Below are 21,477 nucleotides of genomic sequence, written 5' to 3'. Positions count from 1 at the left end.
CGGTTTGGCGTCCGGAATTGCGTAAAAGCAAAGAGACGGCGCATTGGAGGCGATCTCGTTTTCGCCGGAGATACTCCTTTAGGCCGCCAGTTTCGTTCGAGCCGGCAGGAAAGGAATGCGCCGACGCGGCAGCTCTGGCGCCAGGTCGAACACGCCGCGATAAAGGCGATCGAGCAACGCTTTGCGGTCGCGCAACGGCTCCAGTTCGCTCCAGCTGAGCACATTGCCGACGCGCACCTCGATCGCCTTGCCGGACAACCGCGCGAATTCACGGATGAGCAGCGAGGTGCGCAAGGTCAGCGAGGCCTTGCCGACGAATTTGGCCACGCGCCCGTCGCGCTCGGCCATGTTCATCGGCCCGCTGACCAGATGGAAAAGCCTGCCGTTCTGCCCGGAGAAATGCATGGGGATGACCGATGCCTTGGCTTCCTGGACGAGACGGGCCGGAAACATCTTCCATGGCAGGTCGCGCGCCCGGCCAAAACCCTTTGGCGCGGTGGCGACGCCGCCGGCCGGAAACACCACGATGGTGACGCCTTCCTTGAGCAGCCGCACCGCTTCATGGCGCACCGCCATGTTGTTCTTCACCGCGTCCTTGGTCTCGGAAAAGTCGATTGGCAGCGAATAGGGCCCCATCTCGCGAATCCTGAGCAGATCCTTGTGGATCATCACTCGAAAAGGTCGCCCGAGTTGCTCTGCCAGTGACAGCACGGCGATGCCGTCGCCAATGCCGAAGGGATGGTTGGCAATGATCACCAGCGGCGTGTCGGGCAATTGCGCGGGCGGCCATTGGTCGGGCGTTCGCACGCCTACATCGATGAGGTCCAGCATGCGGCTGAACACACGCTCACCGGTCGGCACAACCTGATGGCGCCAGAATTCATAGAGCGCTGCGAACCGGTCGCGCCCCGAAAGGCCTTCCACCGAATGAATGAACCAGCGCGCCAGAGCCGGCTGGTGCGGGTTGGCATAGGAAAGCTCGGGAAATGGTCGTTCGCGCGATTTCAGCTTGAGCATAGCGTTCCGGTACAACATCGCCGTGACAGGGATATGAAAATGGCGGTGGATCGCTCCACCGCCATTCGATCGAAAACAGTCCGAATCAAGCAGCGCGCTTGCGTCGGCGATCAGGTGTGACCGCTTCTTCGGTCAGCCGTTCGATCGCTTTGGCAAGGCCAAGCGATTCCTGGTCGCGCGAACCGAGCCGGCGGATATTGACGGTCTGCTCCTCCGCCTCGCGCTTGCCGCAGACGAGGATGACCGGCACCTTGGCCAGGCTGTGCTCACGGACCTTGTAGTTGATCTTCTCGTTGCGCAGATCGGCTTCCGCCAACAGCCCGGCGGCTTTCAGCTTCGCCACGACCTCGTTCGCATAGCTGTCGGCGTCCGACGTGATGGTCGCCACCACCACCTGCAGCGGTGCGAACCACAGCGGGAAATGGCCGGAATAGTTCTCGATCAGGATGCCGAGGAACCGCTCCATCGAGCCGCAGATGGCGCGATGCACCATGACAGGCTGCTTCTTCTCGGAATCCGAGCCGATGTAGAAGGCGCCAAAACGCTCCGGCAGGTTGAAGTCGACCTGCGTCGTGCCGCATTGCCATTCGCGGCCGATCGCATCCTTCAGCACATATTCGAACTTCGGCCCGTAGAAGGCGCCCTCGCCCGGATTGATCGAGGTCTTGATCCGATTGCCGGAGCGCGTCCTGATCGTTTCCAGCACGCTGCCCATGATCGCCTCGGCATGATCCCATGCCTCGTCGGTGCCGACGCGCTTGTCCGGCCGCGTCGACAGCTTGACGCTGATTTCGTCGAAACCGAAATCGGCGTAGGTCGACAGGATCAGGTCGTTGATGCGCAAGCACTCGGAAGCCAGCTGTTCCTCGGTGCAGAAGATATGCGCATCGTCCTGCGTGAAGCCGCGCACGCGCATCAGCCCGTGCAGCGCGCCCGATGGCTCGTAGCGATGCACATTGCCGAATTCCGCAAGCTTTACGGGTAGATCTCGGTATGACTTCAACCCATGCTTGAAAATCTGCACGTGACCCGGGCAGTTCATCGGCTTCAGCGCGAAGACGCGGTCATCGTCGGTTTCATCGCCCGCGACCGTCACCTTGAACATGGCGTCGCGGTACCAGCCCCAGTGGCCCGACGTCTCCCACAGGCTCTTGTCGAGTACCTGCGGCGCATTGACCTCCTGATAGCCCTGCTCGTCGAGGCGTCGACGCATGTAGTTGACCAGGTTCTGGAACATCTTCCAGCCCTTGGCGTGCCAGAAAACCACGCCCGGCCCCTCTTCCTGAAAATGGAACAGGTCCATTTCGCGGCCAAGCTTTCGGTGGTCGCGCTTCTCGGCCTCCTCCAGCATCGTCTGGTAGCCTTCGAGCTGCGCCTGGTCGGCCCAGGCCGTGCCATAGATGCGTGTCAGCATCGGGTTGTTCGAATCGCCGCGCCAATAGGCGCCGGCCACCTTCATCAGCTTGAAGGCGTTGCCGATCTGGCCGGTCGAGGCCATGTGCGGACCACGGCAAAGGTCGAACCAGTCGCCCTGCGCATAGATCTTGAGATCCTGATCCTCGGGAATGGCGTCGATCAGTTCGAGCTTGTAGCGCTCGCCCTTGTCGGCAAAGACCTTTTTTGCCCTGTCGCGCGACCAGACCTCTTTGGTGAACGGCTTGTTGCGCGCGATGATCTCGCGCATCTTCTTCTCGATCACCGGGAAATCGTCCGGGGTGAACGGCTCGTTGCGGGCAAAGTCGTAATAGAATCCGTTCTCGATCACCGGCCCGATGGTCACCTGCGTGCCCGGCCACAATTCCTGCACGGCTTCTGCCAGCACATGCGCGGTGTCATGGCGGATGAGTTCCAGCGCACGCGGGTCTTCGCGGGTGATGATCTCGACCTTGCCGGATTTGCCCACGGGATCACTGAGGTCGCGCACGGTGCCGTCGATGGCATAGGCCACGGCCTTCTTGGCCAGCGACTTGGAGATCGACTCGGCAAGGCCGGCACCGGTCATTGCCGCGTCATAGTCGCGGACGGAGCCATCGGGAAATGTCAGGGAAACGGAATTCAGCATATGGTTCTCCTATCCAGTCCCGCAAACGAGCGCGGGTGGTTGAAATGCATGTCGCCCAAAAATGTATGGCGGTCCTGGATTACGACATGCACAAGATAAAGCCGGAAGCGCCAATCACATGGACAAACGGCAGCGCGCGGGTTTTAGAGGCAGTGCCGGGCCAGGTAAAGAGTGCTGACTGGCCCGGCCGTCAGGAAATGTCGGCAGAGATGTCGCAGACACGTCGCCCAGGCTTGCGCACATCCCCGCAATCGTCTGGAATTGTCGATATGGAAAACGCAACACCTAGCCGAACCGCCCTTGGCGTCGCCCGCATGAGGGCTCTGCATCAATTTTCACCGCAGGCAGGGTTGTTTCGCGATGCCTACGCGATCGCGATTCTGGGTGAAGCCGCTCCCGCGGCGCAGGAGCTTGAGCAGGAAGACGAGCGCCGCCTGCGCATGCGCCTGTTCGTGGCAGCGCGCGCCCGCTTCGCCGAGGACTGGCTGGCGGCGGCAGTGCGTCGCGGTGTCCGCCAACTCGTCGTACTTGGCGCCGGCCTCGATACGTTTTCGCTGCGCAATCCGTATCCGGACCTCAGCGTGTTCGAAGTCGATCACCCGGCCACGCAAGCCTGGAAACGCAAATGCATTGCCGATAGCGGTCTTGCCGAGCCAGCCGCCACCAGATTCGTGCCGGTCGATTTCGAGCGGCAAAGCCTGTCTGCGGAACTGGCCGAGGCCGGTTTGCAGTCGACCGCGCCGGCCTTCTTCATCTGGCTGGGGGTCGTACCCTACCTGACGAAGGAAGCGATCTTCAACACATTGTCCTGGATAGCCGGTATCCCCGGCTCGGAGGTCGTGTTCGACTACAGCGAGCCGACCGAGAACCGCGATGCGGCGGGACAGGCGGCCCAGGCCTTCCATGCGGCGCGCGTCGCGTCTGTCGGGGAGCCTTGGATCAGCTTCTTTGTTCCGGCAGAGCTGGCGAAATCCCTGACTGAACTCGGCTTCGACGAGATCGAAGATCTCAAGAGCGGCGATATCGCCGCTCGCTTTTCCGGAGCACCGAAGGCAATGACGAGCAATTCCGGCGGCCACATCATCCGCGCCCGCCGAAGCGCTTAAGCAAATCCAGGAAAAGCGTGCAGCGGTTTTCCCGGGAGAAGCGCGTAGCGCTTCCCCTTGGGAATTGCGTGGAAATCAAACTCATTTCATCAGCTGCGGCAGGTCCTTCAGGAACGCGGCCCGTGTCGCCAACCCCTTCGGCATGTCGGTCCGCTTCGCATCGACGACGAGCCGGGCGAACACGATCTGGCGGCCGTCTTTCCGCGCCCAGCCGACAAACCAGCCGAGCGAGCGCTTGTCCTTGCCGCCCTCGCCGAGCCTGGTGCTGCCGGTCTTGCCCTGAACGGCCCAATTGCCGGCCTTGAAGCTCGGTATGATAGCCCGTGTCATTTCATGCGCCTTGGCCGACACTGGCATAGTGCCGGCGAGCAGTTGCCGCAGGAAGGCGACCTGTTCGACCGGCGTGATCTCGAGCGAGGAGTTCACCCAGGAATGGGTCAGTCCGTCATCCTTGCCGGGTTTGCCGGAAACGTCGCCGTTGCCGTAGTTGAGCTTCGATACGTAGCCGGCAAACTTCTCGGCTCCAAGCCTGCGGGTGATCTCGCGTGAGAACCAGATGATGGAATCACGTTCCCAGATCGTCGGATCGACGGTTTTCTGGTCGCGCTTCACCGCCTTGAACTCAGGCTTGTAGTCCCATGCCGGAGTGTGTTGATCGGTGAGGATGCCTGCGTCGTAGCCGATCAGCGAAAGCGGCACCTTGAACGTCGATGCCGGGCTGAAGCGCTGGTCGCAGGTACCGTCCTGGTAAAGCGTCTTGCCGCTCTGGGCGTCGGCGATGAGCGTGCAGTGCACATCCGCGAGCGGCGCCGATTGAGCGCGCATCGGAAACCCCAACAGCCAGGCAAGCAGGAACAGGATTCCGGCAAAGATGAAGGGAAGACGGTCGATGTTGCGCATGGGATGCTCGCTCCAGGAGGGGTTCGCGAGCGGGCTTAGCGAGGGCTCTTGTCTCGATTTTGTCTCAAATGCGCAGTTGTTGTGCAGGCTTGCGTTAACCCTACCGGATCGTAAACCGGCGCGGCTGGCGCCGCGTGAGCAGCTTCCTCATCCCTGCGCTTCGCCTCGCTTACGGCCGATCCCCCAGTACCGCCATGGCATGAACCAGGCATAACGGGGCGCCAGAACCTCCGGCACGAGATCGATGCCGTGCGTGCCGAATGGACCGCAGCGCAGCACGCGGAACAACCCCATCCAGCCACCGGCCCAAAGACCATGACGGGCGATTGCCTCATGCGCATATTCCGAACAGGTCGGCAGATGCCGGCAGGAATTGCCGACAAAGCCGGACAGCGTCAGTTGGTAAAGCCGCACGAGCGAGGTGCCGAGCACGCGGCCGGGCGTCTTGCGCCAAGGGCCGGGCCAATTGCGGCCGCGCCTCGACGCTCCGGCTGTATGCGCATGCCCGTGCTGGTCGCCCACTGCGATCTCCGCGTTTCCAGCTGATAGATGTGCGCTTGCGCCGGAGAACGCAATCCCGCTCGCCCCGCCGTCACGGGCGGTGACGGCGAAATGGCTGCCGGTCGACCGGAGGTGCCCACCGGCCAGGGTGGGGCCACTCGTCGTGATGCCCTGCATCGCGTCTTTCGTCACGCCATTGAAACGTCGCGATCCGCATGACATCGCCGAGGATGTTCAGGAACTGGATCATGGTCGTGTCTCCTTTGACCGGATTAGACCGCTGCTGGCCTTCGCCTTCAAACGAGTATAATTTCCGCTTCGGATAATCCTGGGTTATGCGAAAATGAAGCGTGGACGCCTGCCCCTGACGGCATTGAGGAGCTTCGAGGCGGCTGGGCGGCATGTGAGCTTCAGCAAGGCCGCCGAGGAGCTTTTCGTCTCGCAGGCGGCGATCAGCCGGCAGATCCGCGAACTCGAAACCTTCCTGCGCCAACCGCTTTTCGAACGGCACCATCGCCGCGTCGAACTGACGGATGCGGGCCGCCGGCTGCTTGCTCAACTGATGACGAGTTTCGATGCGATTGACCGCCTGCTCGGCGATCTGGCCGCCACCCCGGCCCAGTTCGTGGTTCGCGTCAGCGTCGAACCTTCGCTCGCAGCGGTGTGGCTGGTGCCGAGGCTCAACCGGTTCCGGCAGTTGCGGCCCGACATCGACGTTTCCCTCGAAGTCGACCCAAGGCTGATCGAGTTCCGCAGCGACCAGCCCGAACTTGCCTTGCGTTTCAGCTCACGCTCGACGTCATGGCCCCGTAGCGAGGCCGAACGGCTGGCTTCAACGGTCGATTCGCCGGTTCTGTCGCCGGCGCTGCTTTCATCGGGCCCGGCCCTCGAGAAGCCGGCCGACCTTGCTCGCTTCACGCTTTTGCACGAGGAAAACCGCCAGGGTTGGGCGCGCTGGTTCGAGGCGGCGGGCGTGCCAGCCGATGCGGTGCCCGCGCGCGGCCCGATGCTTGCGGACGCCTCGCTCTCGAAGCAGGCCGCGCTGCTTGGACATGGGGTGGCGCTGGGCGATCTCCTGCAGATTGGCGAAGAATTGGCGACCGGGGCACTGGTCAAGCCGTTCGACATCAATGTCGCGTCCGGCGCCTATTGGCTGGTGGCCAGGAGTTTGCACGATCTCTCCGAACCGGCAGCGGCCTTCGCCAATTGGCTAAGAAGCGAATTTGCCGACAGCAGGCCGGCGCTGAAAGCGCCGGCCTGAGCCATTGCCCTGGCAAGATTCCGCTACTTTGCTTTGTATTTTTCGAGAAGTTTGTCGAGATCGTTGACGTCCAGGGACGGATGTCCCGCCGCAGGGTCGTCTGCCGGGTTGAACGTGACGACGATGTCGCGCCACAAATCATAGTGGGCGGCGTAGGATGCCAGCCCGGAAAACGGCGCGCAACGCGTGATTGCCCGAATGGCGGCTTCGGCTACCTTATCCCGTGGCGGTGTCACGGGGCCGACGATTTTTGGCGGGCCGGCGAGCGATCCGTCCTTGTTCAAGCTGATCCGAACGCGTGCAATGCTTGTGGTATTGGCAGGCATGCTCCAACAGGCTTGGATAGCCTTCATGAGATAGTCGCCGATATCGCGCTGGACCGCTGGTTCCGCCCCGCACGATCCGCCGCTCGACACAAGTGAAGCCGCAAGAATGCCGGCGAACATGAGGTTATTGCATGAATGACCGGCTGTGCCCTGGCTGGATCTGCCCGCCGCCGTAAGGCCAAAGCCCACGCTCAGGCCGCTTCGTCGGCGCGCTTCTTCTCGATCTGGCCGATCGCGTCGACCACCGCGTCGAAGGTCAGCATGGTGGACGCATGGCGCGCCTTGTAGTCGCGCACCGGCTCCAAATAGCTGAGGTCGGCGAAGCGGCCTTCCGGCGGCGCGCCGTTCTCCTTCAGCATCTTCAGCATGGTCTCGCGCACCGCGCGCAATTCCTCGGCGCTGGCGCCGACGACATGTTGCGCCATGATCGAGGACGATGCCTGGCCGAGCGCGCAGGCCTTCACGTCGTGGGCGAAGTCGGTAACAACGCCGTCCTCCATCTTGAGGTCGACGGTAACGGTCGAACCGCACAGCTTGGAATGCGCCTTCGCGGTCGCGTCGGGATGATCGAGCCGGCCGATGCGGGCGATGTTTCCGGCAAAACCGAGAATTTTCGCGTTGTAGACGTCGTTGATCATTATTTTCCAATCCGTCGCCGCCAAGCGAACAGCGATTGCCGTTGTTGCGTCTTTCATTCGCTCGGCACGACCATATATAATGCTGGCAGTCCGGCATCGACAAGGCGGCGAACGCCACTGTCCTTGCCGGGAAGTTCACGCCGCTTACGGGCTGGAAACGGGGCGAGTTTCCGACACCGAAAGGTCGTGGTCCGTTCAACTCGTTCCTCCTGAGAGAGGAACTACGGGAGACGCCTTTTATGGATGCCGTCATCAAGAAGCTCATGCCCCAGTCCGCCTACATGGAAAAGCCGGTCACCGACCGCCCGAGCGAAGCCGAAGTCGAGGCTGCCGTGCACACCTTGCTGCGTTGGACCGGCGACAATCCGGATCGCGAGGGTTTGATCGACACCCCCAAGCGCGTGGCCAAGGCCTACCGTGAAATGTTCGGCGGCTACGACATGTGCCCGGCGGACGAGCTCGGCCGCACCTTCGAGGAGGTCGCCGGCTACGATGACCTGGTCATCGTCAAGGACATCCAGTTCCATTCGCATTGCGAGCATCACATGGTGCCGATCATCGGCAAGGCGCATGTCGGCTATCTGCCCGACGGCAAGGTGGTCGGCCTGTCGAAGATCGCCCGCGTCGTCGATATCTTCGCCCATCGCCTGCAGACGCAGGAAGCGTTGACCGCGCAGATTGCCGGTGTCATCCAGGACGTACTCAACCCGCGCGGCGTCGCCGTCATGATCGAGGCCGAGCACATGTGCATGGCCATGCGCGGCATCCGCAAGCAGGGCTCAACCACGCTGACCTCAACCTTCACCGGCGTCTTCAAGGATACGCCTGAAGAGCAGGTTCGTTTTGTCACCATGGTGCGCGGCGGCGAGGCGTGAGCCCCTTGCCGACGTCGCGGTCAACAGGAAAATAGACCGGATATGTCGGCACTGGAATTCCCGAAAGCTCCGTCAGACAAGAAGACCCTGGAAGAAGGCGCGGTGTTCTCGCCGCGCTTCGACGCCAACGGCCTGGTCACCGTCGTCGTCAGCGATGCCGCCGACGGCATGCTGCTGATGGTCGCGCATATGAATGCGCAAGCGCTGGCACTGACGCTGGAGACAGGCATCGCCCACTACTGGTCGCGCTCGCGCAACACGCTCTGGAAGAAGGGCGAAACCTCTGGCAATTTCCAGCATGTCGTCGAGATGCTCACGGATTGTGACCAGGATGCGTTGTGGTTGCGCGTGAAAGTGTTGGGCCACGACGCAACTTGTCACACTGGCCGACGTTCATGCTTTTATCGGACGGTGGGGCTGATCGACGGCAAGGGGACGCTTGCCGACGACGGCAGCAAGCCGCTGTTCGATGCGGAAAACACGTATCGGAAGCCATCAGCTTGAACCTTCTGCCTCACATCAACTACACAGATTCATCATTTCGATACGGCCCATCCGTATATTAGCTTTGGGACAAGGGAGATCATGATGCTCGAATGGGCGTCATTGCGTAGCAGACCAGACGTCAGGGAGGCCAACGGCCTGTCCTCGACCGGCGGCGCATCCGAAACAAAATCCCCCAAGAAAACAGGTATTTCGCTGGCGCTCGGCGGCGGTTGCGCCAGAGGCTGGGCGCATATCGGCGTGCTGCGCGCGCTCGATGAAGCCGGCATCGAAGTTTCGATGATTGCCGGTACCTCGATCGGTGCTCTGGTCGGCGGCTGTTATCTTGCCGGCAAACTGGATGAGCTGGAAGAGTTCGCCCGCAGCCTCACCAGAAGGCGCATCTTCGGCCTGCTCGATCTCAACCTGCGCGGCAGCGGCCTCTTCGGCGGTATGAAACTGGACGCGCGCCTGCGCGAGCACGTGGCCGGTATCCGCTTCGACGATCTGCCAAAGCCGTTTGTCTGCGTCGCATCGGAAATCCGCACCGGCCACGAGATCTGGCTGTCGAGCGGTTCGCTGATCACGGCCATGCGCGCATCCTACGCACTGCCCGGCGTGTTCGAGCCGGTCGATTGCAACGGTCGTGTGCTGGTCGACGGCGCGCTGGTCAATCCGGTGCCCGTTTCGGTCTGCCGCGCCTACGAGCAGCCGCTCGTCGTGGCGGTCAACCTGCACTACGACCTGTTCGGCCGCGCCGCCGTGATCAAGCACAGTGCCGGCGAACTGGTTATCGAAAAGGACGCCCCAAGGCCCGGCCAGGTCAACGCCCAGCACCAATCGCACCAGACGCGTCTGGGCATCACCGGCGTGATGGTCGAAGCCTTCAACATCATCCAGGACCGCATTTCGCGCGCCAGGCTAGCCGGGGATCCGCCCGACATGTCGCTGCAGCCCAAGCTCAGCCATATCGGCCTGACCGAATTCCACCGGGCCGACGAAGCGATCCAGCTCGGTTACCAGGCGACGATGGCGCAGATCGGCGAACTGACGCGGCTGCAGACGGTTCTCGCCTAGATCATTTAACTCTATTCGCTTGCGCACAAACTGATTGCAAGATGCAATTGGTCATGGTGATCTGCGCCAATTGAAGCGGAGGTGCCGATGGCCAGGATTGTCTATTCCATGCTGACGTCGTTGGACGGCTACATCGCCCGATCGGACGAGGACATCGGCTTGCCGGTACCCGAAGCAGAGCTGCACCAGCATTTCAACGACATGATGAGACAGGCCTCCGCCGTGCTCGCGGGACGGCGCATGTACGAGGCCATGCGCTTCTGGGACAACCCTGAGCGCGAGACCGGCGCCACCGAGGTCGAGCGGGATTTTGCCCGTGCATGGCGGGAGACGCCGAAGATCGTCTTCTCGACCACGCTTCAGCAAGTCGGGGCCAATGCCCGGCTGGTGGATGACGATGCCGAGAACACGGTAAAGTCTCTCAAGGCACGGGCCGATGGCCTCGTCATCCTCGGCGGCGCCGATCTTGCGGCGTCCCTGGCACGAGCCGGTCTCATTGATGAATACCGGCTCTACATGCATCCTGTGGTGCTGGGTGGCGGCAAGCCATACTTCCAATCCGGCCTGTCGCTGACGCTGAAACCGCTCGGCACGGAAAGTCTTACCCAGGGCGTGACGTTGCTGCGTTATGCACCGGCCAGCTGAATTGCCCGGTTTCCGCCGCGCGGCTATGCCCGCGCAGCATCGATGATGCGAAACTGCACCGTACGGTTGCCGTTCCAGTGATTGCCCGACAGCGAGCCGGCGACATGCACGGTCTTGCCTCGGTTCTTGAACAGGAATTCGCCGAGCACGGTGTCGACGGCGCGAAAGGCGATCGCCTGGATGCGGCCGCCGCTCTCCGACTGCAAATCAGCCCGAATATGGTTGGTGCCGACCGGCCTGATATCGACCAGCCGATGGCGCGGCAGCACGAAAACCGGCGCGACATGCCCGGCGCCGAAGGGGCCCGCCTTCTCCAGCGCGTCGAGCAGGCCGAGCGTCGCGCCTTCCGCGGCAAGCGCGCCGTCGATCGCCAGGCTTTCCTCATCCTGCAACCGGAAAACGTCGGCAGCCGCGCGCTCCTCGAAGAAGGCCCTGAGTTCGCCCAGCCTTGCGCGCTCGACGGTGATGCCGGCGGCCATGCCATGGCCGCCGCCCTTGACGATGAGCCCGGCAATGGCCGCCTCGCGTACCAGCCGGCCAAGATCGAAACCCGACACCGAACGGCCCGAACCGGTACCGATGCCCACAGCGTTGAAGGCGATGGCGAAAGCCGGCCGGCGCGCATGATCCTTCAATCGCGAGGCCAGCAGGCCGACAATGCCGGGATGCCAGTTGTTGCTGGCGGTGACGACGATCGCCGGGCCGCTGCCGCCCGCCAGCTCGGCATCGGCCTCGGCGCGCGCGGCGGCAAGCATCTCCTGCTCCATCAGTTGCCGCTCCTGGTTCAGCCGGTCGAGCGTCTCGGCGATGGTCTGCGCCTCGACCGGATCGTCCGTTGCAAGCAGCCGGCTGCCGAGCGCCGCATCGCCGATGCGTCCGCCCGCATTGATGCGCGGGCCGATCAGATAGGCGAGATGGAAGGTGCTGATCGGCTCGCCGATGCGCGACACCCGCGCAAGGGCAGCCATCCCTTCATTCTTCTGCTGCCGCGCCATTTGCAGACCCTTGACGACGAAGGCGCGATTGACGCCGGTGAGCGGCACCACGTCGCAGACGGTCGCAAGCGCCACGAGATCGAGCAGGGAAAGCAGGTCCGGCGGCGCGGCGTCGGTCATCGCGCGCAGCACCTTCGCAGTCTGCACCAGAGCGAGAAAGACCACGCCGGCGGCACAGAGATGGCCCTGCCCGGAAAGGTCGTCGTCGCGATTGGGATTGACGACGGCATGCGCCGCCGGTAGCGCGCCGCCAACCTGGTGGTGGTCCAGCACCACGACATCGGCGCCCGCCTCCTTGGCTGCCTCCACGGAAGCGGCGCTGTTGGTGCCGCAATCGACGGTGACGATCAGCGTCGCGCCGCGCGAGACCAGTTCGCGCATGGCATCGGGATTGGGACCGTAGCCTTCGAAAATACGATCCGGGATATAGATTTCCGACGGCACCGAGAAATGCGCGAGAAACCGCTTCAGCAAGGCCGACGAGGCCGCGCCATCGACGTCGTAGTCACCGAAGATCGCTATTTTTTCCCGGGCCACGACGGCGGCGGCGATGCGGATGGCGGCCTTGTCCATGTCGGTCAATGAGGCCGGGTTCGGCAACAGGTCGCGGATCGTCGGGTCGAGAAACCGCTCGGTCTCATCAGCGGTCACGCCGCGTCCGGCAAGAACGCGCGCGACGATGTCCGGCACGCCATGGCCTTGCGCGATGGCGAGCGCGATCATGTCCTGCCGTTCGGTCAGCCGGTGCTCCCAGGAGAGACCCGTAGCCGACTGCCTGACATCGAGGAAGAGGCGCCTTTCGCCTGTCATGCGCTTTGCCAACTCATGGTTGGCCGCAGCGGCGCGCGTTCTGGGTGTTGCGATAGGATTTTGTTATGGGAGTGGCACGCAGGATCGGATCCGCGTGCCAGTCAAACGCCTTCATCGTCAATCCTTGCGCGGCCAGGTTCAGATGCCGCCAATGGCTAACAACTGCGACCCGGCTCCGCAAGCAGGTCTAGAACTTATCCAGATCCTGGTGCCGGGCCTTGATCTCCCGCACGGTGCGCGACGAGGAGCGCAGCACGATCGTATGGGTGGTGATGTAGGTGCGGCCGAACCTGACGCCGGCCAGCATGTTGCCGTCGGTGACGCCGGTGGCCGCGAACAGCACGTCGCCGCGCGCCATGTCCTCGGCCCGATAAACCCGCTTCGGATCGGCAATGCCCATCTTTGCCGCACGGGCGATCTTCTCCGGCGTATCGAGGATCAGCCTGCCTTGCATCTGGCCACCGGTGCAGCGCAGCGCGGCCGCGGCCAGAACGCCTTCCGGCCCGCCTCCGGTACCGAGATAGATGTCGATGCCGGTTTCTTCCGGGTCGGTGGTGTGAATGACGCCGGCGACGTCGCCGTCGCCGATCAGGCGGATCGCGGCGCCGGTGGCACGCACGGCGTCGATCAGCTTGGCGTGGCGCGGCCGGTCGAGGATGCAGGCCGTGATGTCGGATACGGCGGCGCCCTTCGCCCGGGCGATACTGGCGATGTTGTCGGCCGGCGAGGCATCGATGTCGATGACGCCTTCTGCATAACCAGGGCCGATCGCGATCTTGTCCATGTAGACGTCGGGTGCGAACAGCAGGCTGCCCTTCTCGGCGATCGCGATCACGGCGAGCGCGTTCGGCAGGTTTTTGGCGCAAATCGTCGTACCTTCGAGCGGATCAAGCGCGATATCGACCGCCGGGCCTTTGCCGGTACCGACCTCTTCGCCGATATAGAGCATCGGCGCCTCGTCCCGCTCGCCCTCGCCGATCACCACCGTGCCCTTGATGGCAAGGCGGTTGAGCTCCTCGCGCATGGCGTCGACTGCGACCTGGTCGGCAGCCTTTTCGTCGCCGCGGCCGCGCAGCCTGGCGGCCGCGACGGCGGCTCGTTCGGTGACGCGCACCAGTTCCATGGTGAGTATCCGGTCAAGGCCGGCGACGATATTCTGGGCCACATTCATTTCGGCAAATCCTCGTTTGACGGCGCCTCCCGCCGGAGGCGCGCCTGTTTTGTCAAACGAGCATGACAACGGCAAGACCTGCCGGCAGTTTTATCGAAAGGATAGCAATATCAATCGATTGAACCTTATTCTTGAAACAATGCCGGCCCGGTTCGAGACGAAACGGGCCGGCAGGAAACAGGAAGTTGCCGCCCTTGGTTGCCTAGAAAACCGCGAGGTATTTGAGCAGCGAAATAATGCCGATGATGATGACGATGATCTGCACGATCTGCCTCATTCTGGCGTCGAGCGGCAGCCGCTGCACCAGATAGAGAACGAGAATGATGACGAGAAACGTGATCAGGATGCCGATCAACACGGACGAAGCCATGGTGCCCTCCTTCAATGATGTCCTGAAAAGAAACGAGCCGGCATAGCCGGCTCAATACCGACGCGCTCAGTACCAGCGGCGCGACGTGTCGTTCATCGACTGGCCGACGGCGATCCCGGCCAGAAAGCCGAGCAGGCCGATAAGGCCAACCACGGCGGTCGTCGTGCCCGGATTTTCGCGCGCGACGTCCGAAACCGCCTGGGCCTGGCTGCGCAACTGCTGTGCCGTCCGCGAGGCACGCGAAGCGGCTGTCTCGTAGAAATCCGATGCCTGTTCGCTGGCATCATCGAGCATTTCCGCGCTGCGCGCCGAAATGCTCTTGTTGATCTTGGTGATCTCCTTGCGCAGGTCTGCGATCTGCTTTTCCAGCGTCTTCTGGATGTCGCCGATGTCAGGGCTGTCGGATTTGTTGGTATCGGCCATGAAGCGGCTCCCTTGGTTGCTGACCAAGAGAACGGCGCCGACGCCAATTCGTTCCGGGATATCCCCATCGAACCGAAATGTGCCGGCAGTGGTTATGCCCGGCGATTCCGGGGGCCTGCTACCCTGCCCGCTCGATGCGGATGACCTGCGGCTTGTCGGTCAGATGGCCGTCCTTGGTGATGCCGTCGACGGCCTTGCGCACGGCGGCCTCGGTGGTCTCGTGGGTGACGAGGATCACCGTCTTCTGCGCCGCCGCCTCGCCGCTGACCGCATGCTGGACGATCGATTCCAGCGAAATATCATTGTCGGCCATACGCTTTGCGATCGCCGCGAACACGCCGATGCGGTCATGCACGGTCAGCCGGATGAAGTAGCCGCCGGCATGGCTGCGCATCTGCGCCTTCCTGTAGGGTTTCAGCTCCTTCGCCGGCCGGCCGAAGACAGGACCATGCTGGAAGCCGGGCCGGCTCTTGGCGATGTCGGCGACGTCGCCGATGACCGCCGAGGCGGTGGCATTGCCGCCGGCGCCGGGGCCGGAGAGCAGCAATTCGCCCAGAATATCGGTCTCGATGGCCACCGCATTGGTGACGCCGTGCACCTGCGCGATGACGGAAGCCGTCGGCACCATGGTCGGATGGACGCGCTGCTCGATGCCGCTCTCCGTGCGCTGGGCGACGCCGAGCAGCTTGATCCGGTAGCCGAGATCGCCTGCCGCACGGATGTCGGCCTGGGTAATGTTGGAAATGCCTTCCATGTAGATGTCGTTCGCCGCGATCCTGGTGCCAAAGGCTAGGCTGGTCAGGATCGAGAGCTTGTGCGCGGTGTCATGGCCCTCGATGTCGAAGGTCGGATCGGCTTCGGCATAGCCCAGCCGCTGCGCGTCCTTCAGCACGACGTCGAAGGAGACGCCCTCGGCCTCCATGCGGGTCAGGATATAGTTGCAGGTGCCGTTGAGAATGCCGAACACACGGTTGACCGAGTTGCCGGCCATCGCTTCACGCATCGTCTTAATGACGGGAATGCCACCTGCTACAGCGGCCTCGTAGTTGAGCAGCACGCCCTTCTTCTCGGCGATTTCGGCAAGCGCCACGCCATGCTTGGCAAGCAGCGCCTTGTTGGCGGTGACGACATGACGGCCGGCTTCGAGCGCGGCTTTCACCGAGGCCCGCGCCGGCCCCTCATCGCCGCCGATCAGCTCGACGAAAACGTCGAGCTCGGCGGTCTGCGCCATCTTAACCGGATCGTCGAACCAGTTCGCGGCGCTTAGATCGATGCCACGGTCGCGTTTCCGGTCGCGCGCCGAAACCGCCGACACGATGATGTCGCGCCCGCATTGGCGGGTCAGTTCCGCCGCCTTGTCGCGCAACACGCGCGCCACCGATGCGCCGACCGTGCCGAGTCCGGCAATTCCAACACGCAGTGCTTCAGCCATGGAAGGCGACGCCCCTCAAATCAGATCGAATTTGTATTTACCGGTGGGCGGAAAGCGGCACCACATTGTTGGGCTGCTTGGCGCTGGTCGACAGGAAGCGCTTGATGTTGCGCGCCGCCTGGCGGATCCGGTGCTCGTTCTCGACCAGCGCCACGCGCACGAAATCATCGCCATGCTCGCCGAAACCGACACCAGGCGCCACCGCCACATCGGCGTGTTCGATGAGCAGCTTGGAGAATTCGAGCGAGCCGAGATGACGGAACGGCTCCGGGATCGGCGCCCAGGCGAACATCGAGGCCGCTGGTGCGGGAACGGTCCATCCGGCGCGGCCGAAGGCATCGACCATCACGTCGCGGCGCTTGTGATAGATGTCACGCACCTCGGCGATATCGGCGCCGTCGCCATTGAGCGCGTGCGCGGCCGCCACCTGGATCGGCGTGAAGGCACCGTAATCGAGATAGGATTTGACCCGGGTCAGCGCCGAGATCAGCCGCTCATTGCCGACGGCGAAGCCCATGCGCCAACCGGGCATGGAGAAGGTCTTCGACATCGAGGTGAACTCGACGCAGACGTCCATGGCGCCCGGCACCTGCAGCACGGAAGGCGGCGGATTGCCGTCGAAGTAGATTTCCGAATAGGCAAGGTCGGACAGGATGATGATGTCGTTCTTCTTGGCGAAGGCCACCACGTCCTTGTAGAAATCGAGCGAGGCCACCAGCGCCGTCGGGTTCGACGGATAGTTGAGGATCAGCGCCAGCGGCTTCGGGATCGAATGGCGGACGCCGCGCTCGAGCGCCGGGATGAAGCCGTCATCGGGCTCGACCTGCAGCGAACGGATGACGCCGCCCGACATGATGAAGCCGAAGGCGTGTATCGGATAGGTCGGATTGGGGCACAGGATCACGTCGCCGGGCGCGGTGATCGCCTGCGCCATGTTGGCGAAGCCTTCCTTCGAGCCAAGCGTGGCCACCACCTGGGTGTCGGGGTTGAGCTTCACGCCGAAGCGGCGGGCATAGTAGTTTGCCTGGGCGCGGCGCAGGCCGGGAATGCCGCGCGATGAGGAATAGCGGTGCGTGCGCGGATCGCGCACGACCTCGCATAATTTGTCGACGATGGCCTTGGGCGTCGGCAGGTCCGGATTGCCCATGCCAAGGTCGACGATGTCGGCGCCGCGCGAACGGGCGCTGGCCTTGAGCCGGTTGACCTGCTCGAACACATAAGGCGGAAGCCGGCGGACCTTGTGAAATTCTTCCATGGCAGTTCCAGACAGCAAAGGGAGCCCCGGATATCTTAGGGCATTGGGCGCGCGCTATATACTCATTTGCAGGTAGGGTCGAGGGCGGGGTCGCATTTGCCTTCGATCTGCGTCAGCGTCTGCGGACCATGTTTCTTCGCGAGATCGGTCAGAGCCGCCTGGTTGGTGACGGCCGCGCCGCCTCTTTTGGCACGCTGCGCGTTCTCGTCGGCCTTCAACTGGGCCAGCTTGGCGTTCTTCTCGGCCTCGGTGAACTGTTTCGCCGCCACTTGCGGCGGGATGTTGAGGTTCGGAAAGGTGCCGGTGTCCTTCGGGCCCGCGTCGGTGGCCATCGGCACCGGACCGCCGGTATTCGTGCTCGAGCATCCGGCAATGGCCACGAACATGATCGCCGCGCCGATGCGGCAAAAATGGCCGGCACCGAAAAAAACAGTCTCGCCAAACTTAATCGTCATATTGTTTCCTTGGCAGCCGGGGTAGAGCGAGATTGGACCCTGTCGGATGTCCCATGTTAATATGTCAAGAAAACGCTTCCGGAGGAACCCCGCGAACCATGTCCAAAACACCCGATTCGGGCAAAGCGGAAGATGGCGGACCTTCGACGGTCGAGCAATATCTGGTGAAGGACCCGGAACGCTTCGCGCTGAACATGGCGCGGATGATCGAACAGGCCGGCAAGGCGGCGTCCGCCTGGGCCGAACCGCGCGAAAAGGGTGAGGTGCGCGACCACGTCGCCGAGCCTGTCGTCGACATGGTCAAGACCTTCTCCAAGCTCAGTGAATACTGGCTTGCCGATCCGCAGCGCGCGCTCGAAGCGCAGACGCGGCTGTTCGCCGGCTATATGACGGTTTGGGCGAACGCCATCCAGCGCGTCAGCCCCAACGCCGAGGGTGCCGACGATGCCGTCAAGCCGGAGCGCGGCGACAAGCGCTTCCAGGATCCGGAATGGGGCCGCAACGCCTTCTTCGATTTCCTCAAGCAGGCCTATCTCGTCACCTCGCGCTGGGCGTCCGAACTGGTCGACCACGCCGAAGGCCTGGACGAGCATACCCGCCACAAGGCGAGCTTCTACGTCAAGCAGGTATCCAACGCCATCTCGCCGTCCAATTTCATCCTGACCAATCCCGAACTGTTTCGCGAAACCGTCGCCTCCAACGGCGAAAACCTGGTGCGCGGCATGAAGATGCTGGCCGAGGACATCGCCGCCGGCAAGGGCGACCTGAAATTGCGCCAGGCCGACTATTCGCCCTTCGAGATCGGCAGGAACATCGCCAACACGCCCGGCAAGGTGGTCGGCCGCAGCGATGTCGCGGAGATCATCCAGTATGATGCGGCGACCGAGACGGTGCTGAAGCGCCCACTGCTGATCTGCCCGCCCTGGATCAACAAGTTCTACATCCTCGACCTCAACCCGCAGAAGTCCTTTATCCGCTGGGCGATCGAGCAAGGCCACACCGTTTTCGTCATCTCCTGGATCAATCCGGACGAACGCCACGGCGCCAAGAACTGGGAAGCCTATATCCGGGAGGGCCTCCAATACGGCCTCGACACGATCGAGAAGGCGACCGGCGAACGCGACGTCAACGCGATCGGCTACTGCGTCGGCGGCACGCTGCTGGCGGCGGCACTGGCGCTGATGGCCGGGGAAGGCGACGACCGCATCAAGTCGGCGACCTTTTTCACCACGCAGGTCGACTTCACCCATGCCGGCGATTTGAAAGTGTTCGTCGACGAGGAACAGGTCGCGGCGGTGGAAAAGTCGATGAACGAAAAAGGCTATCTCGACGGCACCAAGATGGCGACCGCGTTCAACATGCTGCGCTCGGGTGACCTGATCTGGCCCTATGTCGTCAACAACTACATGCGCGGCAAGGATCCCCTGCCCTTCGACCTGCTCTACTGGAACGCCGATTCGACCCGCATGGCGGCGGCCAACCATTCCTTCTACCTGCGCAACTGCTATCTCGAGAACAACCTCTCGCGCGGCACGATGGAACTGGCGGGCCACACGGTCTCGCTCGGCGATGTCACCATTCCCGTCTACAATCTCGCCTCCCGGGAAGATCACATCGCGCCGGCGCTGTCCGTCTTCCTCGGCTCGAAATATTTCGGCGGCCCCGTAGAGTACGTGATGGCGGGATCGGGGCATATAGCGGGCGTCGTCAATCCGCCCGCATCCAACAAGTACCAGTACTGGACCGGCGGTCCGCCGGAAGGCGACTTCGACCAGTGGATAGAAAGGGCCACGGACCATCCCGGGTCCTGGTGGCCGCATTGGCAAAGCTGGATAGAGGCCAAGGACAACACCCGCGTACCTGCCCGCAAACCTGGCAAGCATATGAAAACCTTGGGCGATGCTCCCGGCACCTATGTCAAGGTGCGTGTGTAACGGACTGTAATGTGTGGTGAGTTGACGGCCCCCTAAAAGCGGGCGAAATGGTGTCGTCAACCATCAAGCAGCCGCAATTCGGCAATCGCTGCAAAAATACTTACAGGCTTGCTGATTTGACACAGGTCTCGTTTCCGGATCGGAGACAAAGGTCGCCCTGACGCGGACATGCCAGTCAGCGACACGGATGTACCGACCGGACATCGAGGGGGAATTTGACTTTGAAATCAGCAGGATGGAGCCTCGCAAAGGGAGAACGCCGCGCCATTGTGGCAGCGCTCTGCTCCGTGCTTCTAGCCTCCTGCACATCGGCTGGCGACCCGACGATGTCGGTTGGAATGCCGGGCTATAATGCTTCCGCATCGGACATCCACGCCGCCTCCACGAGCAAGCCCCTCGCCGCCACAGATTCGTCGTCGCAGGTGGCGACGGAGCAGACGACCGTGATGAGCGAAAGCGACGCGGCGCTCCCCGAGACAGTTGCCTACGTACCGATGGCCAAGCCGCAGGCCGCCTTTCCGCTCACCACGCCGGCCGGCGTGGAAACGATCGCGGGGCAGACGCCGCAGGCCTTGCAGCAGCCGGTACAGACGGCGCAGCAGACCGACGCGGTCGCCCAGAAGATCGCCGCCGCCGATGCCGCCGCGACGACGCCGAAGCCGGCCGCGGCACCGGTGATGAACAATCCGGTCTATGTGACCGCCGGCGAGGCGCCACAAGCCGAGGCGCCGAAGAAGAAAAGCTTCCTGGCCTCGATGTTCGGCGCCACCCCCGCTTCGGCAACGCCCGCCCCGCTGGTCAACACACGATCGGGCGAACAGCCGGCCGTGCAGGCCAAGTCCGCTCCGGCAGCGGCAAAGCCGATCATCACTTTGGCCTCGGCCGATTCCACGGCAAAGCCGATACAGTTGGCTTCGACCGGTGACGAAGCCGGTCACATCACCGGGAGCGATGCCTTGCCCGGCGTGCGCCAGACGGCCCTGTTCGAGATCAAGCGCAAATCCGGCCTCGACGACGAAAGCGACGTCGACCTCAACGAGGACGAAGGCTCGGGTGGCAGCTATCAGGTTGCGTCGGCCGCCGGCATGGCCCGCCTGGCGCCCAACGGTCTCCTGAAGCAGAATGAGAGCGTGGACGTCGCCTGCCTGAAGCCGTCCCTCGTGCGCGTGCTGAAGACGATCGAAGGCCACTACGGCCGCAAGATGATGGTGACCTCCGGCTATCGCGACCCGGCCCGCAACCGCCGAGCCAACGGCGCCAAGAATTCGCTGCACATGTATTGCGCCGCCGCCGACATCCAGGTGCCCGGCGTCTCCAAATGGGAGCTGGCGAACTACATCAGGACCATGCCAGGCCGCGGCGGCGTCGGCACCTATTGCCACACCGAATCGGTCCATGTCGACGTCGGCCCCGAGCGCGACTGGAACTGGCGCTGCCGCCGGCGCAGTGGCGGTGGCGACGGCTGACAGCGTCAATGGACCTGAGCCTGTTGGGCTCCGCCAATAGCGTTCCCGTGAACCTTCAAGATTGGCCGAAGCCGACTCGACTTCGTCACTCCTGTGCGAAGCAGACGCGAAGCCTTGTCGCGACGGCCCGAGGACGACGAAGCGACTGACGTCACCGCAAATTACCAGGCCCTGCCAACCCGGGCGAAATCGCCGATTTGGCGGGCCGGAAAAAAGTTGTCCAAGGCGGCACCTAACGGGTTGCCGGTTGCGCGCAACGTCAGTATAAGCCGCTT

Annotated in this window: 23 protein-coding genes; 8 read left to right on the top strand and 15 right to left on the bottom strand. The window is 63.1% G+C overall.

Annotated elements, in window-relative coordinates; genetic code table 11:
- Positions 1-78: 78 nt before the first annotated feature.
- Entirely contained in the window at positions 79-1,017 is a 939-nt protein-coding gene (locus EN824_RS05585; RefSeq protein WP_127872624.1) for a GNAT family N-acetyltransferase, read from the bottom strand.
- An 85-nt stretch (positions 1,018-1,102) separates the two neighbouring features.
- Positions 1,103-3,079: a threonine--tRNA ligase gene (gene thrS / locus EN824_RS05580; protein ID WP_135907124.1), complete on the bottom strand. Its 1,977-nt coding sequence runs from the start codon at positions 3,077-3,079 to the stop codon at positions 1,103-1,105.
- Between the two features lie 44 nt (positions 3,080-3,123).
- Here thrS and EN824_RS05575 point away from each other — a divergent pair, with 44 nt between their 5' ends.
- Complete coding sequence (locus tag EN824_RS05575) at positions 3,124-4,185, top strand: class I SAM-dependent methyltransferase (RefSeq protein ID WP_245520945.1); 1,062 nt, start codon at positions 3,124-3,126, stop codon at positions 4,183-4,185.
- A gap of 81 nt (positions 4,186-4,266) precedes the next feature.
- On the opposite strand, the gene blaOXA is transcribed toward EN824_RS05575, so the two are convergent.
- The 3 genes from blaOXA to EN824_RS35100 form a co-directional block, all read right to left on the bottom strand.
- A complete protein-coding gene (gene blaOXA / locus EN824_RS05570) occupies positions 4,267-5,085 on the bottom strand; it encodes a class D beta-lactamase (RefSeq protein ID WP_135915784.1) in 819 nt (272 codons plus the stop codon).
- Between the two features lie 147 nt (positions 5,086-5,232).
- Positions 5,233-5,607 carry a membrane protein insertion efficiency factor YidD gene (gene yidD / locus EN824_RS05565; RefSeq protein ID WP_127872627.1) on the bottom strand — a complete coding sequence of 125 codons (375 nt, stop codon included), beginning with the start codon at positions 5,605-5,607 and terminating at the stop codon, positions 5,233-5,235.
- 70 nt (positions 5,608-5,677) lie between these two features.
- A complete protein-coding gene (locus EN824_RS35100; RefSeq protein WP_189522125.1) occupies positions 5,678-5,836 on the bottom strand; it encodes a hypothetical protein in 159 nt (52 codons plus the stop codon).
- 93 nt (positions 5,837-5,929) lie between these two features.
- On the opposite strand from EN824_RS35100, the gene EN824_RS05560 reads away from it, so the two are divergent.
- Positions 5,930-6,847 (top strand): LysR substrate-binding domain-containing protein, encoded by a 918-nt coding sequence (locus EN824_RS05560; protein ID WP_135931964.1) that lies wholly within the window; start codon positions 5,930-5,932, stop codon positions 6,845-6,847.
- Positions 6,848-6,870: 23 nt separating this feature from the next.
- Here the strand turns inward: EN824_RS05560 and EN824_RS05555 are convergent, their stop codons facing one another.
- The gene (locus tag EN824_RS05555) at positions 6,871-7,293 is read right to left on the bottom strand and encodes a cell envelope integrity protein TolA (RefSeq protein ID WP_135931963.1); all 423 of its coding nucleotides are present in this window, start codon (positions 7,291-7,293) and stop codon (positions 6,871-6,873) included.
- Between the two features lie 71 nt (positions 7,294-7,364).
- Positions 7,365-7,811: an iron-sulfur cluster assembly scaffold protein gene (locus EN824_RS05550; RefSeq protein ID WP_127277427.1), complete on the bottom strand. Its 447-nt coding sequence runs from the start codon at positions 7,809-7,811 to the stop codon at positions 7,365-7,367.
- Positions 7,812-8,050: 239 nt separating this feature from the next.
- Here EN824_RS05550 and folE point away from each other — a divergent pair, with 239 nt between their 5' ends.
- The 4 genes from folE (at position 8,051) to EN824_RS05530 (ending at position 10,891) form a co-directional block, all read left to right on the top strand.
- A complete protein-coding gene (folE, locus tag EN824_RS05545; RefSeq protein ID WP_135931962.1) occupies positions 8,051-8,686 on the top strand; it encodes a GTP cyclohydrolase I FolE in 636 nt (211 codons plus the stop codon).
- A 42-nt stretch (positions 8,687-8,728) separates the two neighbouring features.
- Positions 8,729-9,190, top strand: a complete 462-nt coding sequence (hisI, locus tag EN824_RS05540) for a phosphoribosyl-AMP cyclohydrolase (RefSeq protein WP_127277422.1) — start codon at positions 8,729-8,731, stop codon at positions 9,188-9,190.
- An 84-nt stretch (positions 9,191-9,274) separates the two neighbouring features.
- Complete coding sequence (locus tag EN824_RS05535) at positions 9,275-10,246, top strand: patatin family protein (RefSeq protein ID WP_127872630.1); 972 nt, start codon at positions 9,275-9,277, stop codon at positions 10,244-10,246.
- A gap of 87 nt (positions 10,247-10,333) precedes the next feature.
- Positions 10,334-10,891 (top strand): dihydrofolate reductase family protein, encoded by a 558-nt coding sequence (locus EN824_RS05530; protein WP_135880518.1) that lies wholly within the window; start codon positions 10,334-10,336, stop codon positions 10,889-10,891.
- Between the two features lie 23 nt (positions 10,892-10,914).
- Here the strand turns inward: EN824_RS05530 and recJ are convergent, their stop codons facing one another.
- The 8 genes from recJ to EN824_RS05495 all read right to left on the bottom strand — a co-directional run bounded on the left by recJ (position 10,915) and on the right by EN824_RS05495 (position 17,802).
- Complete coding sequence (gene recJ / locus EN824_RS05525) at positions 10,915-12,696, bottom strand: single-stranded-DNA-specific exonuclease RecJ (RefSeq protein WP_135864349.1); 1,782 nt, start codon at positions 12,694-12,696, stop codon at positions 10,915-10,917.
- Between the two features lie 13 nt (positions 12,697-12,709).
- Positions 12,710-12,811 carry a DUF6434 domain-containing protein gene (locus tag EN824_RS35860; protein ID WP_245520944.1) on the bottom strand — a complete coding sequence of 34 codons (102 nt, stop codon included), beginning with the start codon at positions 12,809-12,811 and terminating at the stop codon, positions 12,710-12,712.
- A 72-nt stretch (positions 12,812-12,883) separates the two neighbouring features.
- Positions 12,884-13,867: a class II fructose-bisphosphatase gene (gene glpX / locus EN824_RS05520; RefSeq protein ID WP_135931961.1), complete on the bottom strand. Its 984-nt coding sequence runs from the start codon at positions 13,865-13,867 to the stop codon at positions 12,884-12,886.
- A gap of 202 nt (positions 13,868-14,069) precedes the next feature.
- Entirely contained in the window at positions 14,070-14,237 is a 168-nt protein-coding gene (locus EN824_RS05515) for a Thivi_2564 family membrane protein (RefSeq protein ID WP_081295122.1), read from the bottom strand.
- 66 nt (positions 14,238-14,303) lie between these two features.
- Positions 14,304-14,660, bottom strand: coding sequence for a hypothetical protein (locus EN824_RS05510; RefSeq protein WP_127280821.1), 357 nt, complete (start codon positions 14,658-14,660; stop codon positions 14,304-14,306).
- Between the two features lie 118 nt (positions 14,661-14,778).
- Complete coding sequence (locus tag EN824_RS05505) at positions 14,779-16,092, bottom strand: homoserine dehydrogenase (protein ID WP_135931960.1); 1,314 nt, start codon at positions 16,090-16,092, stop codon at positions 14,779-14,781.
- A 37-nt stretch (positions 16,093-16,129) separates the two neighbouring features.
- Positions 16,130-17,347, bottom strand: a complete 1,218-nt coding sequence (locus tag EN824_RS05500; RefSeq protein ID WP_127872635.1) for an LL-diaminopimelate aminotransferase — start codon at positions 17,345-17,347, stop codon at positions 16,130-16,132.
- A 62-nt stretch (positions 17,348-17,409) separates the two neighbouring features.
- On the bottom strand, positions 17,410-17,802 hold the full coding sequence (locus tag EN824_RS05495) for a hypothetical protein (protein WP_135931959.1): 393 nt from the start codon (positions 17,800-17,802) through the stop codon (positions 17,410-17,412).
- Positions 17,803-17,900: 98 nt separating this feature from the next.
- On the opposite strand from EN824_RS05495, the gene phaC reads away from it, so the two are divergent.
- Together phaC and EN824_RS05485 are read left to right on the top strand one after the other, a co-directional pair.
- Entirely contained in the window at positions 17,901-19,736 is a 1,836-nt protein-coding gene (phaC, locus tag EN824_RS05490) for a class I poly(R)-hydroxyalkanoic acid synthase (protein ID WP_135931958.1), read from the top strand.
- A gap of 215 nt (positions 19,737-19,951) precedes the next feature.
- Positions 19,952-21,202: a YcbK family protein gene (locus EN824_RS05485; RefSeq protein WP_127872637.1), complete on the top strand. Its 1,251-nt coding sequence runs from the start codon at positions 19,952-19,954 to the stop codon at positions 21,200-21,202.
- The last annotated feature ends 275 nt before the right edge of the window (positions 21,203-21,477 follow it).

Source organism: Mesorhizobium sp. M8A.F.Ca.ET.181.01.1.1 (assembly GCF_004792025.1).
GTDB lineage: Bacteria > Pseudomonadota > Alphaproteobacteria > Rhizobiales > Rhizobiaceae > Mesorhizobium.
This window is presented reverse-complemented; position numbering and strand designations above follow the sequence as displayed.

Coding starts and splice junctions, on each gene's coding strand:
- EN824_RS05505 (WP_135931960.1), bottom strand. CDS start 16,092: ATGGCTGAAGCACTGCGTGTTGGAATTGCCGGACTCGGCACGGTCGGC.
- EN824_RS05535 (WP_127872630.1), top strand. CDS start 9,275: ATGCTCGAATGGGCGTCATTGCGTAGCAGACCAGACGTCAGGGAGGCC.
- EN824_RS05550 (WP_127277427.1), bottom strand. CDS start 7,811: ATGATCAACGACGTCTACAACGCGAAAATTCTCGGTTTTGCCGGAAAC.
- phaC (WP_135931958.1), top strand. CDS start 17,901: ATGTCCAAAACACCCGATTCGGGCAAAGCGGAAGATGGCGGACCTTCG.
- folE (WP_135931962.1), top strand. CDS start 8,051: ATGGATGCCGTCATCAAGAAGCTCATGCCCCAGTCCGCCTACATGGAA.
- EN824_RS05510 (WP_127280821.1), bottom strand. CDS start 14,660: ATGGCCGATACCAACAAATCCGACAGCCCTGACATCGGCGACATCCAG.
- EN824_RS35100 (WP_189522125.1), bottom strand. CDS start 5,836: ATGATCCAGTTCCTGAACATCCTCGGCGATGTCATGCGGATCGCGACG.
- EN824_RS05515 (WP_081295122.1), bottom strand. CDS start 14,237: ATGGCTTCGTCCGTGTTGATCGGCATCCTGATCACGTTTCTCGTCATC.
- EN824_RS05500 (WP_127872635.1), bottom strand. CDS start 17,347: ATGGAAGAATTTCACAAGGTCCGCCGGCTTCCGCCTTATGTGTTCGAG.
- recJ (WP_135864349.1), bottom strand. CDS start 12,696: ATGACAGGCGAAAGGCGCCTCTTCCTCGATGTCAGGCAGTCGGCTACG.
- EN824_RS35860 (WP_245520944.1), bottom strand. CDS start 12,811: ATGAAGGCGTTTGACTGGCACGCGGATCCGATCCTGCGTGCCACTCCC.
- thrS (WP_135907124.1), bottom strand. CDS start 3,079: ATGCTGAATTCCGTTTCCCTGACATTTCCCGATGGCTCCGTCCGCGAC.
- EN824_RS05560 (WP_135931964.1), top strand. CDS start 5,930: ATGAAGCGTGGACGCCTGCCCCTGACGGCATTGAGGAGCTTCGAGGCG.
- blaOXA (WP_135915784.1), bottom strand. CDS start 5,085: ATGCGCAACATCGACCGTCTTCCCTTCATCTTTGCCGGAATCCTGTTC.
- hisI (WP_127277422.1), top strand. CDS start 8,729: ATGTCGGCACTGGAATTCCCGAAAGCTCCGTCAGACAAGAAGACCCTG.
- glpX (WP_135931961.1), bottom strand. CDS start 13,867: ATGAATGTGGCCCAGAATATCGTCGCCGGCCTTGACCGGATACTCACC.
- EN824_RS05575 (WP_245520945.1), top strand. CDS start 3,124: ATGCATGTCGCCCAAAAATGTATGGCGGTCCTGGATTACGACATGCAC.
- EN824_RS05585 (WP_127872624.1), bottom strand. CDS start 1,017: ATGCTCAAGCTGAAATCGCGCGAACGACCATTTCCCGAGCTTTCCTAT.
- EN824_RS05555 (WP_135931963.1), bottom strand. CDS start 7,293: ATGTTCGCCGGCATTCTTGCGGCTTCACTTGTGTCGAGCGGCGGATCG.
- EN824_RS05530 (WP_135880518.1), top strand. CDS start 10,334: ATGGCCAGGATTGTCTATTCCATGCTGACGTCGTTGGACGGCTACATC.
- EN824_RS05495 (WP_135931959.1), bottom strand. CDS start 17,802: ATGACGATTAAGTTTGGCGAGACTGTTTTTTTCGGTGCCGGCCATTTT.